The following is a 15,930-nucleotide window of genomic DNA, read 5'->3' on the forward strand; positions in this document are numbered from 1 at the left end:
AATCCCGCTTGCTTGTCACCGGTCTTTCTGTGCAGGCGCGCCTGCCTTCACGCTTGCCGGCGCTCCGCGACGGGCGGGCCGCTTGGCACCCGCCCACGCCACCCCTCAGCCGTGGCGCCGCAGCGCCTTGACCGCCAGCAGCAGGCGCTCCGGCGTGGCCGGCGCCACCAGCGGCACCTGACGGTTGCCGGGAGCGGCCGCCCCCACCGCGTCCTTGAGCGCGAAGAAGGCGCTCAGCGCCAGCATCAGCGGCGGCTCGCCCGTGGCCTTGGTGCGGTAGGGCGTGGGCTTGACGTTGCGGCCATCGAACAGCGTGACATGGAAGTCCTCGGGCACATCCGAGGCCACCGGGATCTTGTAGGTGCTGGGGCCGTGGGTGAGCAGCTTGCCCTTGGCGTCCCATAGGCACTCCTCCATCGTCAACCAGCCCATGCCCTGGATGTAGCCGCCTTCAATCTGGCCACGGTCCAGGGCTGGGTTGATGGACTGACCCACGTCATGCACGGCATCCACCTTCAGCAGGCGCCATTCGCCGGTCAGCAGGTCCAGTTCCACCTCGCTGACCGAGGCCCCGTAGCAGTAGTAGTAGAAGGCACGCCCCTGCAGCTTGGCGGGGTCGTAGCCAATCTCGGGGGTACGGTAGAAGCCCGTTTGACTCAGGCCCACGCGCGAGGCCCAGGCCTTGCTGGCCAGGGTCTTGAAGTCGAGGTACCCCCCCGCCGGGCTGTTGACCCCGTCGTTGGCAAACACCACCTCCTCCGGCGTGCAGCCCAGGGCCTCGGCGGCCACCGGGGTCAGCCGGGCGCGTAACTGCTCGCAGGCGTTGCGGGTAGCGGCGCCGTTCAGGTCAAAGCCGCTGGAGGCGGCGGTGGCCGAGGCATTGGGCACCTTGAGCGTGTCGGTCGCGGTCACGCGCACGCGCTTGACGCTGATGCCCAACTCGTCGGCCGTCAGCTGGGCGATCTTGGTGTTCAGGCCCTGACCCATCTCCGTGCCACCGTGGTTCACCGCCACGGAGCCGTCGTTGAAGATGTTGACCAAGGCGCCCGCCTGGTTCAGCAAGGTGGCCGTGAAGCTGATGCCGAACTTCAAGGGCGTGATGGCCAGCCCGCGTTTGCGGGTGGCGTGGGCGGCATTGAAGGCTGCCACCTCGGCGCGGCGGGCGCGGTAGCCGGCCTGCTCTTCCACCTGGGCCAGCACCTGGTCGCCCACCCAGTCCTCGATCTTCTGGCCATACTGGGTGGTCAGCGTGGCGGGGTCGGCACTCTCGTGGTAGAGGTTGGCGCGGCGCACGTCCAGCGGGTCCCGGCCCAGGTGGCGGGCGATCTCGTCGATCACCGTCTCGATGGCGAACATGCCTTGCGGGCCACCAAAACCACGGAAGGCGGTGCTGCTCTGGGTGTTGGTCTTGCAACGGTGCCCCACGGCGCGCACGTTCGGCACGTAGTACGCGTTGTCGATGTGCAGCAGGGCCCGGTCGTTGACCGGTCCGGAGTAGTCGATGCTGTAGCCGCAGCGCGAAGCCAGCATCAGGTCCAGACCCTGGATGCGGCCGTCCGCATCAAAGCCCACGTCGTAGTCGATGCGGAAGTCGTGACGCTTGCCGGTGATGGTCATGTCGTCATCACGGCCCACGCGCAGCTTGATCGGCTTCTTCAGCAGGAAGGCCGCCAGCGCGGCGCTCTGCGAAAAGATGCTGGCGTTGCCTTCCTTGCCGCCAAAGCCACCGCCCATGCGCCGGCAGATGACCTCCACATCCTTGGTGCTCAGGTTGAGCGCCGCCGCGGCTTCCTTCTGGTTGCCCTCGGGGTGCTGGCTGCTGGTGTAGAGGGTGAGCTGGCCATCCTCGCGCGGAACGGCGTAGGTGATGTGGCCTTCGAGGTAAAACTGTTCCTGCTGGCCGGTGCGGGTGCTGCCCTTCAGACGGTGCGGCGCAGCAGCCAGCGCAGCATCCGGGTCACCGCGCAGCACGGTCTTGCTGGGCATCACAAAGCTTTGCGCCTCCAGGGCCTGCTCGATGGTGAGCACCGGCGGCAAGGCCTCGATGTTCAGCTTGGCCTTGCGGGCGGCCTCGCGGGCGTAGACCATCTCTCGCGCCACCACCACCGCCACCGGCTGGCCGATGAACTGCACCACATCCGGTGCCAGGAAGGGGTCGTCGTGGACGATGGGGCCGCAGTTGTTCTCGCCCGGGATGTCCTGGGCGGTGAAGACGGCCACCACGCCGTGCTCGGCCAGCAGGGCAGCCTTGTCCACGCCGTTGTGGGGGCCCAGCAGCTTGCCGTGAGCCACTGGCGAGGTCACCAGGGCCGCGTACAGCGTGCCACGCAGCTCGGGGATGTCGTCGGTGAAAGTGGCCTCACCGGTGACGTGCAACACGGCAGACTCGTGCGGCAGTTCGGTGCCCGAGACCGCAGTGGACGCCGGGCGCAGGGAGTTCAGGGCTTGGGGCGCGTTCATGCCAGGGCTGCCTCTTCACGGTCGATGAAACGGAGAACCAGATTGCGGGCCACCAGCGAACGGTAGGCCCAGCTGCCACGCAGGCCGTCACGCGCCGGGAAAACGCTGGCGACCACGGCATCCACTTCGGCGGCGGTCAGGCTGGCGGCCTCACGGCCTTCCAGCAGCGCCTCCAGCGCCGGCACGCGCTGCGGCCACGGCGTGACGCCGTTGACGGCCAGGCGCACACCACGCAGCCGGCCATCCTGCACCTGGTAGCGCATGGCGGCGCACAGCGCGGAGATATCCTGGTCAAAGCGCTTGCTCACCTTGTGGGCGCGCAGTTGCTGGCCGGCGGCCGGGCGCGGCAGGTTCACCGCCTCGATGAACTCACCCGTCTGCAGCACGTTCTGCTTCATGCCGGTGTAGAAGGCATCCAGCGGCACGGTGCGGGTCTTGGCGCCCTGGCGCAGCACCAGGCTGGCATCCAGGGCCATCAGCACCGGCATGCTGTCGCCGATGGGCGAACCGTTGGCGATGTTGCCGGCCAGGGTGGCCGTGGCACGCACCGGCGGGGAGCCAAAGCGTCGCAGCACCTCGGCAAAGGCCGGCCACTCGGAAGCGACCCAGCGCATCACATCCTCCAGCGGCACGGCGGCGCCGATGCGCCAGGCAGAGGCAGAGGTCTGCACGGTCTTGAGCTCGGCCACCTGGCCCAGGTAGATCAGGTGCTCAGGACGCAGGAACTGCTTGTTGACCTTCAGACCAATCTCGGTGGAGCCCGCCACCAAGGTGGCCTCCGGGTGCTCAGCCAGCGCCTGCTGCAGCTCGGCCAGGTTGCAGGGCGAGACAAAGCTGCTGCCCTTGCGGGTGCGCACCACCGGCTGAACCACCAAGTCACCGTCAAGCGAGTAGGTGGAGGTGCTCGGCCGCTGAATTTCACGCAACAAAGGCACATCGGCGGCGTCGTCCAGCTTCAAGGCGTCCGCCCCCGCCGCCGAGGCCTGCAGCGCCGCGTCCACGATGGGCCGGTAGCCCGTGCAGCGGCACAGATTGCCCTGCAGCGCGTCGTTGACCTGGGCCCGGCTGGGCTGGGGCAGCACCTGCATCAGTCCGGTCAGGGCCATGACGATGCCCGGGGTGCAGAAGCCGCACTGGGAGCCGTGGCAACCCACCATGGCGTCTTGCACCGGGTGCAGGCTGCCGTCAGGGCGGCGCAGGCTCTCCACCGTCTTCAGGCTCTTGCCGTCCAGGGTGGGCAGCAGCTGCATGCAGGCGTTGACCGGGCGGTAGTCCACGCCCTCGCCCGCCGCGTCCAGTTCGCCCACCAGCACCACACAGGCGCCGCAATCGCCTTCGGCACAACCTTCCTTGGTGCCGGTGCGGTGCTGGTGCTCGCGCAGGAAATCGAGCACGGTGGTGGTGCGGCGCAGGCCGCGGGCCTCGACGATCTGGCCGTCGAGCACGAGGCGTACGGTGTTGGTGACCTGGGTCATGGGGTGGGATCCGCAAGGGCGCCGCCGGAGACGACCAGGGCGCGGGGAAACGACGAATGGCGCCCGAACAGGGCGCCAGCGGGGATTATCGGCGCGCCAAGCGCCGGGTGAAACGGGCACGGCCACGGGACTGCACCGGCACGCCCAGCCGCGCCCCGCCGGCCTCAGGGGCCTTTGGCGCCGGCTTCGAACCAGCGGCCCAGCAAAGCCCGCTCGTCCTCGGTGATCTGGGTGGCGTTGTTGAGCGGCATGGCGCGGGCCACCACCACCTGCTGGTGGATCTGCGCTGCATGCTGGGCGATCAAGGCTGGCGTATGCAACGCCACCCCCTTGTTGGCCAGCTCGGCGTTGTGGCAAGCCTGGCAGCGCTGAGCCACCACCGCCTGGACCTGGGCGAAGGTCGGCGCCCCGGCGGGCGCGGCGGGCACACCCAAACGCGCCCACGGCGCCGCCAGGACCAGCGCCAGCCACAGCGGCGCCACGCCGGCCACCGCCCAGCCCCAGGGCGCCGGCTGACCCTTCATGTGGGTCTTGTGGCGGGCCACAAAGAAGTGGCGGATCAACGCCCCGGCCAGCATCACCAACACCAGCAGCAACCAGTTCCAGCGGTGGCTGAACAGCATGCTGTAGTGGTTGCTGAGCATGGCCACCAGCACCGGCAGGGTGAAATAGGTGTTGTGCACGCTGCGCTGCTTGCCACGCTTGCCGTGCACCGGATCCACCGGCTGGCCAGCCATCATGGCCGCCACCACCTTGCGCTGGCCCGGGATGATCCAGAAGAACACATTGGCGCTCATGGCCGTGGCCATCATGGCGCCCACCAACAGGAAGGCGGCCCGCCCGGCAAAGAGCTGGCAAGCCAGCCAGGACGCCAGCACGATGAAGCCCAACACCAGCAGACCCACCTTGCGGTCGGCCTCCGGGCCCGCCCCGAACAGGCGGCAAATGCCGTCGTACACCAGCCAGAAGGCCACCAGGAAGCCCAAGGCGCCCGCCACCGCCCCCATGGGGCTCCAGGCGTAGACACTCTTGTCGATCAGGAAGGTGCCCGCATTGAACAGGTACAGCACCGTGAACAGCGCAAAGCCCGAGAGCCAGGTGGAATAGCTCTCCCAGTAGAACCAGTGCAGCTCGGTGTGGATCTTCTTGGGCGCCACCATGTACTTCTGCGGGTTGTAGAAGCCCCCACCATGCACCGCCCACAGCGCGCCATCCACGCCCTTTTCCAGCAGATCGGGCGATTTGGGCCGGATGAGGTGGTTGTCCAGCCACACAAAGTAGAAGGACGAGCCCACCCAGGCGATGGCGGTGATGACATGCAGCCAGCGCAGCAGCAGGTTGGCCCAGTCCAGCAGATAGGTTTCCATGGTTCAGCCCCTTGGGGCACGGCCCCGGCGGTTGGGGCGCTCACCACAGCGGGCGCTGTGAGCGTCAAAGTCACATCGGTCGCGCTGTGGCCGGATGACCCCGGCCTCTGGGCCCACGGCGACCTGTCGTTGCTCAAAAGACGGCCCGGCGACACCGGACCGGCGGCGCTCAACTGCCGCGGTAGGTGGAGTACGACCAGGGGCTGGCCAGCAGTGGCACATGGTAGTGCGCCGCCGCATCGGCCAGACCGAAGTCCAGCGGCACCTCATCGAGGAAGGGCGGCTCCGGCAGCACCACGCCGCGGGCGCGGAAATAGGCCGCCACGGCAAACACCAGGCGGTAGCGCCCGGGCTGGAAGGTCTCGCCCTCCAGCAGCGGACCGTCAGCGCGTCCATCCGCATTGAGCTGGATCTGGCGCAGGCACTGCGCCCCCCCGGGCTGCAGGCGGTACAGCGTCACCGCCATGCCGGCGGCAGGACAACCGTTCATCGTGTCAAGCACGTGGGTGGTGAGTCGGCCCATGGGCGATCCAAGCTCCGCAACGCCGCCGGCTCCCGCAGCCAGCTCCCGGACGTTCCGTCAAAGTGTATACAGTTTGGTGTACCCGACGCAACGAGGCCTTGCCGTCCCTGGAACACCGCTTGCGCGGCCCGAAAATTACTGTATACACTGAAGAACACAGCACTCCAGATTTCAGACCCATGGCCCGCCGCCCCGCCCCCGCCACCCCCATCGCCCCACTTCCCCCAGAGGGGGTGGACGGTGGCGATGGCATGGAGGGCCCCGAGGCCGCCGGCATCCGCCCGTCGGAGGCCACCACCACCGCCCGGATCGTGGCCTCGGTCACTGCGGCCATCGTCGAGCGGCGTCTGATGCCCGGCACTCGGCTGGTGGAGCAGCAGATCGCCGACATCTTCAAGGTCTCGCGCACCGTGGTGCGCCAGGCACTCAACCAGCTCAGCCGCGACCGGCTGGTGACGCTGGAACCCGCCCGTGGCGCCTTTGTGCGCGAACCCAGCGTGCAGGAGGCACGCGAGGTCTTTGAGGTGCGTGCGCTGCTGGAAAGCGCCATGGTGCGCGAGCTGTGCGGGCGCATCACCCCGTCCCAGGTCGAGCAGCTGCGCCATCACCTGGCGGACGAGGCCGAGGCTGTGCTGCGCACCGATGTGAGCGGTCGCACCCGCCTGCTGGCCGACTTCCATGTGGTGCTGGCCCGCCTGCTGGGCAACGAGACCCTGGCCGAGTTGCTGGGCGACCTGCTGTCGCGCTCTCAGCTGATTTCGTTGATGTACCAGTCCTCGCACTCGGCCGAGCACTCCCAGGCCGAGCATGTGGCCATCGTGGACGCCCTGGCCCGGGGCGACGCCGAGGCCGCCGTGGCGCTGATGACCGCGCACCTGGGCAATGTGGAGCGCAACCTGCGCCTGCAGCCCCGCATCCATGACCTGCAGCAATTGCTGCAGCCTGATACCAACGGAGCCTTGCCATGACCGAGCCTGCCTCTGGCGACGTGCGCTACCCGCGTGACCTGCGCGGCCACGGCCGCCACCCGCCTCATGCCCGCTGGCCCGGAAACGCCCGGGTGGCGGTGCAGTTCGTGCTGAACTACGAGGAAGGCGGCGAGAACTCGGTGCTGCACGGCGATGCCGGCAGCGAACAGTTCCTCTCCGAGATGTTCAACCCCGCCGCCTACCCGGCCCGCCACCTCAGCATGGAGGGCATCTACGAATACGGTTCCCGCGTGGGGGTGTGGCGCCTGCTGCGCGAGTTTGAGAAGCGCGGCCTGCCGCTCACGGTGTTCGGGGTCAGCATGGCGCTGGCCCGCTGCCCGGAGGTCACAGCCGCCTTCATCGAGCTGGAGCACGAGATCGCCTGCCACGGCTGGCGCTGGATCCACTACCAGAACACCGACCCGGCCACCGAGCGTGCCCACATGGACCAGGGCATGGCCATCCTGAGGCAGCTGGCCGGCGCGGCAGACCCCCACCGCCGCCTGCACGGCGCGGGCTGGTACACCGGTCGCGACAGCCCCAACACCCGTCGCCTGGTGGCCGACTACGGTGGCTTTGAGTACGACAGCGACTACTACGGCGACGACCTGCCCTTCTGGCTGCAGGTGAAAAAGACCGACGGCAGCCTGGCCCCGCACCTGGTGGTGCCCTACACCCTGGACTGCAACGACATGCGCTTTGCGCTACCCCAGGGTTTCAGCCACGGCGACGAATTCTTCGAGTACCTGCGTGACACCTTTGACGTACTCTATGCCGAAGGCGACGAACGCCCGGCGATGATGAGCGTGGGCATGCACTGCCGCCTGCTGGGCCGCCCGGGCCGCATGCGGGCGCTGCAGCGCTTTCTGGACCACCTCGAAGCCCACAGCCGGGTCTGGGTGGCGCGCCGCGTGGACATCGCCCGCCACTGGAAAGCCACCCACCCCTTCCGCCCCGACACCGCCTTCGTGTGGGAATGAGCCGCCCGACCATGCCGCCTGCCCTGCCCACCGCCCCGCCTGCCGCCCTCCCCCCGGGTCTGCCGCCGCTCCCCGACCTGAGCGCCTTGAACGCCGCCGACCTTGCCGGCTTCGTACAGCAGCTGGCCGGCATCTACGAGCACTCTCCCTGGATCGCCGAGCGGGCCTGGGCACAGCGCCCGACCGGCGGCTACAGCAGCCTGGCCGCGCTGAAGGTGGCCCTGGCCGCGGTGGTGCGCGAAGCCTCTGAAGCCGAACAACTCGGCCTGATCCGCGCCCACCCGGAGCTGGCGGGCAAGGCCATGGTGGCACGCACGCTCACCGCTGAAAGCACAAACGAGCAGACCACCTCGGGCTTGACGCATTGCAGCCCGGAAGAGTTCGCCACGCTGCAACGGCTCAACGCCGACTACAACGCCCGTTTCGGCTGGCCCTTCATCCTGGCGGTGCGCGGCCCGCGTGGCGACGGCCTGACCCGCCAGCAGATCATCGATACCTTCGCCCGCCGCCTGGGCGGCACGCCAGCGTTTGAGCGCGCCGAGTGCCTGCGCAACATCCACCGCATCGCCGAGATCCGGCTGAACGACCGTTTCGGCTTTGACCCGGTGCTGGGCCGCCAGGTCTGGGACTGCGCCGAGCGCCTGGCCCGCCGCCCCGACGGCCGCTGGGTGTCCGACCCCGGCTTTGCCGAGGCCGGTCAACTCACCGTGACCTACGGCACCGCCGCCCACCAGGCCTGCCAGCAGCAATTGCTGCTGTGGATGCACGAATGCGGCTTTGACGAGGTGCGCATCGACGCCGTGGGCAATGTGGTGGGTCTGTACCGGGGCGAGGACCCCACCGCCCCGCGCCTGCTCACCGGCAGCCATTTCGACACCGTGCGCAACGGTGGCCGATACGACGGCCGACTGGGCATCTTTGTGCCCCTGGTGGCCGTGCGGGCCCTGTGGCAGGCCGGGCGCCGCCTGCCTTTCGACCTCGAGGTGGTGGCTTTTGCAGAAGAAGAAGGCCAGCGCTTTGCCGCCACCTTCCTGGGCTCCAGCGCGCTCACCGGCCAGTTCAACCCCGCCTGGCTGACGCAGACCGACGCCCAGGGCATCCCCCTGGCGCAGGCCATGCGCGAGGTTGGTCTGCCCGGCACGATGGCCGCCATCGCCGCCGAAGCCCGCGACCCGACCCGGTACCGGGGCTTTGTCGAGGTGCACATCGAGCAGGGCCCGGTACTCAACCAGCTGGACCTGCCGCTGGGCGTGGTCAGTGCCATCAACGGCAGCCGCCGCTTCACCGGCGAGGTGCTGGGCACCGCCTGCCACGCCGGCACCACGCCCATGGACCGCCGCCACGACGCCGCCCTGGCTGTGGCCGAACTGGCCCTGGCCGTGGAAGCCCGCGCCCGCCGCACCCCCGAGGCCGTGGGCACCGTGGGCATCCTGGAGGTGCCCGGCGGCTCCATCAACGTGGTACCGGGCCGCTGCCGCTTCAGTCTGGACCTGCGCGCACCCCAAAACAGTGCAAGAGACGCCATGGTGGACGAGGCCATGGCCCAGTTACGCACCATTTGCGAGCGTCGCGGGGTGTCTTTCCAGCTCACCGAGACGATGTCCGCCGCCGCCGCGCCCAGCGATGGTGCGCTGCAGGCCCATTGGGCCGCCGCGGTGCAGGCCTTGGGCCTGCCGGCCTTCACCCTGCCCAGCGGCGCCGGCCATGACGCGATGAAGCTGCATGAGGTGATGCCGCAGGCCATGCTGTTTGTGCGCGGTGGCAACGCCGGCATCAGCCATAACCCGCTGGAGACCGTCACCGCCGACGACGGCGACCTCGCGGTGCGCGCCTTCCTGCAACTGCTGGCACGGCTGGCGACGTCCTGAACAGGAGATCCGATGAACGACCCGCAAAGCTCCGCCGCCCCCGACCGTCTGGCCGTGCTGGACCGCTGGATCGCCGACCATTTCGATGAGGAGGTGGAGTTTCTGCGCACTTTGGTGCGCAAGCCCACCGACACCCCGCCAGGGGACAACGCCCCCCACGCTGCGCTCACCGCGGTGCTGCTGCGCGACTTGCAGCTGCCGGTGCAGAAGGTGCCGGTGCCCGCCGAACGGGTGCAGGCCCAGGGCATGGAATCGATCACCAACCTGATCGTGCGTCACACCTTCGGCGAGGGCGGCCCCACCATCGCACTCAACGCCCATGGTGATGTGGTCCCCCCGGGCGAGGGCTGGACCCGCAGCCCCTACGGCGCCGACGTGGTCGACGGCAAGCTCTACGGCCGCGCCGCGGCCGTGAGCAAGAGCGATTTCGCCACCTACACCTACGCGCTGCTGGCGCTCAAGGCCTCGGGCCTGCCGCTGCAGGGCACGGTGGAACTGCATTTCACCTACGACGAGGAATTTGGCGGTGAACTCGGCCCGGGCTGGCTGCTGCAGCAGGGCCTGACCCAACCGGACCTGCTGATTGCCGCCGGCTTCAGCTACCAGGTGGTCACTGCCCACAACGGTTGCCTGCAACTGGAGGTGACCCTTACCGGCAAGTCCTCCCACGCGGCCTACCCGGACACCGGCGTGGACGCGCTGCAAGCGGCCAACAAGCTGCTGACCGCCCTCTACGCCCACAACGACGTGCTGCGCCAGCGGCGTTCGGCGGTGCCGGGCATCACCCATCCCTACCTGAACGTGGGTTGGATCCAGGGGGGCACCAACACCAACGTGGTCCCGGGCAAGGTCATCCTCAAGATGGACCGCCGCATGATTCCCGAAGAGGACGCCGCGCAGGTGGAGGAAGAGCTCAGCGGCTTGATCGGCGCCACCATGGCCCGGTGTGACGGCGTGCGCTGCAAGGTGCGCCGCCTGCTGCTGGCCCACGCCCTCAAGCCCCTGCCCGGTCATGAGGTCCTGGCCCAGGCGCTGCAGCGCCATGGCGAGCAGGTCTTTGGCGAGCCTATCCCCACCTCCGGCACCCCGCTCTACACCGATGTGCGCCTGTACGGTGCCGCCGGCGTGCCCGCCGTCATTTACGGTGCCGGCCCGCGCACGGTGCTGGAGAGCAATGCCAAGCGCGCCGACGAGCACCTGGTGCTGGACGACCTGCAAGGCGCCACCCGGGTGGTGGCCCGTGCCTTGGCCGACTTGCTGCAACCTGCGACACCCGCTTGAGGCGTTCCGCCGATCCTCCTCAGCAGGACCACAAGCACACTTCTTGCTGACACCCTCTCACCTCACCGGGTGTCCCCCGCGCCACCCCACCGCCCCACGGAGATCCCATGACCTTGAACTCGCTCGCCTCCCTCACCCGCCGCAGCCTGCTGGCTGGCGCCGCTGCCGTCGCCACCCTGAGCGGCGCCTCTGGCGCCTGGGCGCAGGAGACCGCCGTCAAGTTCCAGCTGGACTGGCGCTTCGAGGGCCCCAGCGCCTTCTTCCTGCTGCCGGTGGCCAAGGGCCATTTCCAGGCGGAGAAGCTCAATGTGACGGTGGACGCGGGCAACGGTTCGGGCAACGCCGTCAACCGCGTGGCCTCGGGCACCTATGACATGGGCTTCGCCGACCTGGCCGCGCTCATGGAATTCCATGCCAACAACCCCACCGCCCCCAACAAGCCGGTGGCGGTGATGATGGTCTACAACAACACCCCGGCGGCCGTGCTGGCCCTCAAGAAGAGCGGCATCACCAAGCCGGCCGACCTGGCAGGTAAGAAGCTGGGGGCACCGGTGTTTGACGCCGGCCGCCGCGCCTGGCCCATCTTTGACAAGGCCAACAAGGTGGGCAAGGTGGACTGGGTCAGCATGGACCCGCCGCTGCGCGAGACCATGCTGGTCAAGGGCGACGTGGACGCCATCACCGGCTTCACCTTCACCTCGCTGCTCAACCTGGAAGCCCGGGGCGTCAAGGCCGAGGACGTGAGCATCCTCCCCTACCCGGCTTTCGGCGTGAAGCTCTACGGCAACGCCATCATCGCCAGCGAGGAGTTCATCAAGAAGAACCCGGAGGCGGTCAAGGCCTTCCTGCGCGCCTTCACCAAGGGCGCCAAGGAGGTGATGGCCGACCCCAAGGCCGCCATCGCCATCGTCAAGGCCCGCGACGGCATCATCAACGCCGAGCTGGAGGAGCGTCGCCTGCGCCTGGCCATCGACACCGCCGTGGCCACCCCGGATGCCCGCACCGAAACCTTCGGGGCCATCCACGGCCCGCGCCTGGCCCTGATGGGCGCGCAGGTCTCCGACGCCTTCGCCACCAAGAGCCGGGTGGAGGTGAACAACGTCTGGACCGACAAGTTCCTGCCCGGTGCCGCCGAACGCGCCATCCTGCCGGCCCCCGCCGCGCCGGCCACCCCGGCCAAGCCCGCCAAGAAGTAAGCCCGCTGCAGTCTGCGGGGCCGGCTCGGCCGGCCCCCTCCCGGAGTCCTCGATGAGTTTTGTCGATTTCCGCAACGTCTGGCTCGCCTACAACGACGAGCTGCTGGCCCAGGGCCACTTCGCCGTGGAGGACATCAACCTCCAGGTGCAGGAAGGGGAGTTCATCGCCATCGTCGGCCCCTCGGGCTGCGGCAAGAGCACCTTCATGAAGCTGGCCACCGGCCTGAAGCGGCCCAGCAAGGGCACGGTGGAGATCGGCGGCCAGGAAGTCACCGGCCCGCTCAAGATCACCGGCATGGCCTTCCAGGCACCCAGCCTGCTGCCCTGGCGCACCACGGTGCAAAACGTGATGCTGCCGCTGGAGATCGTCGAGCCCTACCGCTCCAGCTTCAAGCAGAAGAAGGCCGAGTACGAGGCCAAGGCCCGCAAGCTGCTGCAAAGCGTCGGGCTGGGCGGCTTCGAGGACAAGTTTCCCTGGCAGCTCTCCGGCGGCATGCAGCAGCGCGCCAGCATCTGCCGCGCGCTCATTCACGAGCCCAAGATGCTGCTGCTGGATGAGCCCTTCGGCGCCCTGGACGCCTTCACCCGTGAAGAGCTGTGGTGCGCCCTGCGCGACCTGCAGGCCGCCCAGAAATTCAACGTCATCCTGGTGACGCACGACCTGCGCGAGAGCGTGTTCCTGGCCGACACGGTGTACGTCATGAGCAAGAGCCCCGGCCGCTTCGTGGTGCGCCGCGAAATCGACCTGCCCCGCCCGCGTGACCTGGAAGTAACCTACACGCCCCAGTTCACCGACATCGTCCATGAATTGCGCGGCCACATCGGCGCCATGCGCAAGACCGGCGTGGAGCTGGCCCAATGAGCACCGAAGCCCAACGCCGCAAGCGGCTCGAAGCCGCCTCGCCCTGGGTCCTGCTGGTCCTCACCCTGCTCGTCTGGCAGGGCCTGTGCAGCGCCTTCAACGTCAGCGAGTTCGTTTTTCCCAGTCCGCTGCGCATCTGGGAGCAGCTGCTGGAGTTCAAGGGCGAGATCGCCAAGCACGCCTGGCGCACCTTCTGGGTGACGATGGCCGGCTTCGGCATCGCCATCGTCGTGGGGGTGCTGCTGGGTTTCCTCATCGGCTCCAGCCGCCTGGCCTACGCCGCCATCTACCCGCTGATGACCGGCTTCAACGCCCTGCCCAAGGCCGCCTTCGTGCCCATCCTGGTGGTGTGGTTCGGCATCGGCGTGGGCCCGGCGGTGCTCACCGCCTTCCTGATCAGCTTCTTCCCCATCACCGTCAACATCGCCACCGGCCTGGCCACCCTGGAGCCGGAGCTGGAGGACGTGCTGCGCGTGCTGGGTGCCCGGCGCTGGGATGTGCTCATCAAGGTGGGACTGCCGCGCTCCATGCCCTACTTCTTCGGCTCGCTGAAGGTGGCCATCACCCTGGCTTTCGTCGGCACCACCGTGTCGGAGATGACCGCCAGCAATGAGGGCATCGGCTACCTGCTGGTCAGTGCCGGCAGCGCCATGCAAATGGGCCTGGCTTTTGCCGGCCTGGTGGTGGTGGGGGCCATGGCCATGGGCATGTACGAGTTCTTCTCGGTGCTGGAAAAGCGCATGACCGGCTGGGCCCACCGAGGCTCGCAGGCGCACTGAGCGGCGCCCCGCCAACGGGGCCTGCCGGGCGGCCTGCGGGCCGCCCTTTCATTTGTCTTCCACCAAGGTCCGCACCATGGGCTGGCATGGCCACCTGCACTTGAACTACCGCCGCGACGGCGACCGCACCACCGCGCTGGACCGCCACGACGGCCCGCTGCGCGTGCTGCAACGCCTCTACCCCGAGGGCGAGGGCATCTGCCACCATGTGTTGGTTCACCCGCCTGGCGGCATCGTCGGCGGCGATGAGCTGGATGTCCACATCCAGCAGGCTGAAGGCACCCACGCCCTCATCACCACCCCCAGCGCCACGCGCTTCTACCGCAGTGCCGGTGACTTTGCGGTGCAGCGGGTGCAGGCCCGACTGGCTGACGGCGCGAGGCTGGAGTGGCTGCCGCTGGAGACCATCGCCTACCGGGGCTGCCTGGCCCGCAACGAGCAGCGCTTTGAGTTGGCGCCGCAAGCACAGATGATCGGCTGGGACCTGCTGGCCCTGGGTCTGCCCGCCGCCGGCGAAGCCTTCGAGCGGGGCGAGGTGCAGCAGCGCATTGAGCTGCCGGGCCTGTGGCTGGAACAGGGCCGGCTGGCCGCCGAGGACACCCTGCTGCTGGACAGCCCGCTGGGCCTGGCCGGCCACCGGGTCCTGGGCACCTTGTGGCTGGCCAGCGGCAGCGCCTGGCCCCGCGCCCAGCGGCAGGACTGGTTGGACGCACTGCGCGAGCGCATCCACACCAGCCCGCTGGCCGCCACCTGCGGCGCCACCAGCCCCGACGAGCGGCTGCTGGTGGTGCGGGCGCTGGCCCCCCGCGTCGAGCCGCTGCTCCAGCTCTGGCGCGAGCTGCGCGGCCTGCTGCGCGAGCGCGCCTGGGGCCTGCCCCCGGTGGCACCGCGCATCTGGGCCCTGTAGCCGCAACCCCCACCTCAGGCGCCGCGCACCGGCACGGCCCCGGTCGGCGCACGGCGCCAGGGTTGGTGCAGCACCAGGTACGCGGCCGCACCGAACACCAGCCCCCAGAACGCCGCCCCCAGCCCCAACAGGCTCATGCCCGAAGCGGTGACCAGGAAGGTGATGACACTGGCCTCCAGGTGGGGCGTGTCCTGCACCATCCCCACCAGACCGGTGGTGAAGGCGCCCATCAGCGCCAGCCCGGCCAGCGCCGCGATCAACTCGCGCGGCAGCGAGGCAAACACCAGTGCCAGGGCGCCACCAAAGGTGCCGATCACCACATAGACCAGGCCGCAGACGATGCCGGCCACGTACCGCCGGTCGGCCTGTTCATGGGCCTCACGCCCGGTGCAGATGGCGGCGGTGATGGCCGCCAGGTTCACGCCGTGCGACCCCCAGGGCGCCAGCAGCAGCGAGGTCAGCCCCGTCACGCTGACGATGCGGCCGGCCGGCACCGCATAGCCGGCCGTGCGCAGCACCGCCATGCCCGGCACGTACTGGCCGGTCAGGGTCACCAGCGCCAGTGGCAGGCCCAGGCCCAGGACCGCATGCCAGGACCACTCAGGCGTCACCCACACCGGCCGCACCACCTGCAGGCTGACCTGCGCCAGCTGGGTCTGGCCGGCGGCCATGGCCAGGGCGATGCCCACCACCATCACCGCTGCAATGGCGTACCGAGGCTTGAGCCGGCGCAGGCCCAGGAACGTGGCCACCATGGCCAGCACCAAGGCCGGGCTGGCCTGCACCGACGCGAACACCTCGGTGCCAAAACGCAGCAGGATGCCCGCCAGCAGCGCCGCGGCCATGCCCTTGGGCAGACGCCCGATCAGCCGGTCGAACAGGCCCGAGGCCCCCACCGCCGTGATGGCCAGCGCGCTGACCAGGTAGGCGGCCACGGCCTGGGGCAGGGTCAGCCCCGGCAGCATGCCCACCAACAGCGCGGCACCGGGCGTGGACCACGCGGTGATCACCGGGGTCCTGAGCCGCCAGCTCAGCCACAGGCCGCTCAGGCCGCTGCCCACCGAGATGGCCCAGATCCACGAAGCGGTGTGCGCCGCGTCCAGGTGCGCCAGGTCCGCCGCCTTGAACACGATGACCAGCGGGCCGGCGTAGGAGATGAGGACGGCCAGAAAGCCGGCCACCGCGGCCGGCAGCGAGGCGTCTTGGCGCAACTGCGCCAGGGAAGGTGGGTTCATGGGCGGGCTCCTGAAGAGATAGCGGCACT

At 69.2% G+C, this 15,930-nt stretch carries 13 protein-coding genes; 8 read left to right on the forward strand and 5 right to left on the reverse strand.

The window, feature by feature from the left end:
- Nucleotides 1-105 precede the first annotated feature (105 nt).
- The 4 genes from xdhB to uraH all read right to left on the reverse strand — a co-directional run bounded on the left by xdhB (nucleotide 106) and on the right by uraH (nucleotide 5,825).
- Complete coding sequence (gene xdhB / locus G3A44_RS00245; RefSeq protein WP_163455483.1) at nucleotides 106-2,460, reverse strand: xanthine dehydrogenase molybdopterin binding subunit; 2,355 nt, start codon at nucleotides 2,458-2,460, stop codon at nucleotides 106-108.
- A complete protein-coding gene (gene xdhA, locus G3A44_RS00250; protein ID WP_163455484.1) occupies nucleotides 2,457-3,935 on the reverse strand; it encodes a xanthine dehydrogenase small subunit in 1,479 nt (492 codons plus the stop codon). Before xdhA ends, xdhB begins: the two co-directional genes overlap by 4 nt.
- A gap of 164 nt (nucleotides 3,936-4,099) precedes the next feature.
- Entirely contained in the window at nucleotides 4,100-5,302 is a 1,203-nt protein-coding gene (locus tag G3A44_RS00255) for a urate hydroxylase PuuD (RefSeq protein WP_163455485.1), read from the reverse strand.
- A gap of 169 nt (nucleotides 5,303-5,471) precedes the next feature.
- Entirely contained in the window at nucleotides 5,472-5,825 is a 354-nt protein-coding gene (gene uraH / locus G3A44_RS00260; protein ID WP_163455486.1) for a hydroxyisourate hydrolase, read from the reverse strand.
- A 179-nt stretch (nucleotides 5,826-6,004) separates the two neighbouring features.
- Between uraH and G3A44_RS00265 the strand changes: the two genes are divergently transcribed.
- From G3A44_RS00265 to G3A44_RS00300, 8 genes are all read left to right on the forward strand, one after another.
- Nucleotides 6,005-6,793 (forward strand): GntR family transcriptional regulator, encoded by a 789-nt coding sequence (locus G3A44_RS00265; protein ID WP_163455487.1) that lies wholly within the window; start codon nucleotides 6,005-6,007, stop codon nucleotides 6,791-6,793.
- A complete protein-coding gene (gene puuE, locus G3A44_RS00270; protein WP_163455488.1) occupies nucleotides 6,790-7,773 on the forward strand; it encodes an allantoinase PuuE in 984 nt (327 codons plus the stop codon). Before G3A44_RS00265 ends, puuE begins: the two co-directional genes overlap by 4 nt.
- Nucleotides 7,770-9,641 (forward strand): 2-oxo-4-hydroxy-4-carboxy-5-ureidoimidazoline decarboxylase, encoded by a 1,872-nt coding sequence (uraD, locus tag G3A44_RS00275; protein WP_239061629.1) that lies wholly within the window; start codon nucleotides 7,770-7,772, stop codon nucleotides 9,639-9,641. Before puuE ends, uraD begins: the two co-directional genes overlap by 4 nt.
- A gap of 12 nt (nucleotides 9,642-9,653) precedes the next feature.
- The gene (locus G3A44_RS00280; RefSeq protein WP_163455489.1) at nucleotides 9,654-10,922 is read left to right on the forward strand and encodes a M20/M25/M40 family metallo-hydrolase; all 1,269 of its coding nucleotides are present in this window, start codon (nucleotides 9,654-9,656) and stop codon (nucleotides 10,920-10,922) included.
- 107 nt (nucleotides 10,923-11,029) lie between these two features.
- The gene (locus G3A44_RS00285; RefSeq protein ID WP_163455490.1) at nucleotides 11,030-12,118 is read left to right on the forward strand and encodes an ABC transporter substrate-binding protein; all 1,089 of its coding nucleotides are present in this window, start codon (nucleotides 11,030-11,032) and stop codon (nucleotides 12,116-12,118) included.
- A gap of 52 nt (nucleotides 12,119-12,170) precedes the next feature.
- Nucleotides 12,171-12,980: an ABC transporter ATP-binding protein gene (locus G3A44_RS00290; RefSeq protein ID WP_163455491.1), complete on the forward strand. Its 810-nt coding sequence runs from the start codon at nucleotides 12,171-12,173 to the stop codon at nucleotides 12,978-12,980.
- The gene (locus G3A44_RS00295; RefSeq protein WP_163455492.1) at nucleotides 12,977-13,759 is read left to right on the forward strand and encodes an ABC transporter permease; all 783 of its coding nucleotides are present in this window, start codon (nucleotides 12,977-12,979) and stop codon (nucleotides 13,757-13,759) included. The genes G3A44_RS00290 and G3A44_RS00295 overlap by 4 nt, the downstream gene beginning before the upstream one ends.
- A 76-nt stretch (nucleotides 13,760-13,835) precedes the next feature.
- Nucleotides 13,836-14,666: an urease accessory protein UreD gene (locus G3A44_RS00300; protein WP_163455802.1), complete on the forward strand. Its 831-nt coding sequence runs from the start codon at nucleotides 13,836-13,838 to the stop codon at nucleotides 14,664-14,666.
- Between the two features lie 14 nt (nucleotides 14,667-14,680).
- Here the strand turns inward: G3A44_RS00300 and G3A44_RS00305 are convergent, their stop codons facing one another.
- Nucleotides 14,681-15,901 carry a benzoate/H(+) symporter BenE family transporter gene (locus tag G3A44_RS00305; RefSeq protein WP_203561242.1) on the reverse strand — a complete coding sequence of 407 codons (1,221 nt, stop codon included), beginning with the start codon at nucleotides 15,899-15,901 and terminating at the stop codon, nucleotides 14,681-14,683.
- Nucleotides 15,902-15,930 lie beyond the last annotated feature (29 nt).

Source organism: Ideonella livida, from assembly GCF_010499455.1.
GTDB classification, from domain to species: Bacteria; Pseudomonadota; Gammaproteobacteria; order Burkholderiales; family Burkholderiaceae_C; genus Ideonella; species Ideonella livida.

Coding starts and splice junctions, on each gene's coding strand:
- xdhB (WP_163455483.1), bottom strand. CDS start 2,460: ATGAACGCGCCCCAAGCCCTGAACTCCCTGCGCCCGGCGTCCACTGCG.
- xdhA (WP_163455484.1), bottom strand. CDS start 3,935: ATGACCCAGGTCACCAACACCGTACGCCTCGTGCTCGACGGCCAGATC.
- G3A44_RS00255 (WP_163455485.1), bottom strand. CDS start 5,302: ATGGAAACCTATCTGCTGGACTGGGCCAACCTGCTGCTGCGCTGGCTG.
- uraH (WP_163455486.1), bottom strand. CDS start 5,825: ATGGGCCGACTCACCACCCACGTGCTTGACACGATGAACGGTTGTCCT.
- G3A44_RS00265 (WP_163455487.1), top strand. CDS start 6,005: ATGGCCCGCCGCCCCGCCCCCGCCACCCCCATCGCCCCACTTCCCCCA.
- puuE (WP_163455488.1), top strand. CDS start 6,790: ATGACCGAGCCTGCCTCTGGCGACGTGCGCTACCCGCGTGACCTGCGC.
- uraD (WP_239061629.1), top strand. CDS start 7,770: ATGAGCCGCCCGACCATGCCGCCTGCCCTGCCCACCGCCCCGCCTGCC.
- G3A44_RS00280 (WP_163455489.1), top strand. CDS start 9,654: ATGAACGACCCGCAAAGCTCCGCCGCCCCCGACCGTCTGGCCGTGCTG.
- G3A44_RS00285 (WP_163455490.1), top strand. CDS start 11,030: ATGACCTTGAACTCGCTCGCCTCCCTCACCCGCCGCAGCCTGCTGGCT.
- G3A44_RS00290 (WP_163455491.1), top strand. CDS start 12,171: ATGAGTTTTGTCGATTTCCGCAACGTCTGGCTCGCCTACAACGACGAG.
- G3A44_RS00295 (WP_163455492.1), top strand. CDS start 12,977: ATGAGCACCGAAGCCCAACGCCGCAAGCGGCTCGAAGCCGCCTCGCCC.
- G3A44_RS00300 (WP_163455802.1), top strand. CDS start 13,836: ATGGGCTGGCATGGCCACCTGCACTTGAACTACCGCCGCGACGGCGAC.
- G3A44_RS00305 (WP_203561242.1), bottom strand. CDS start 15,901: ATGAACCCACCTTCCCTGGCGCAGTTGCGCCAAGACGCCTCGCTGCCG.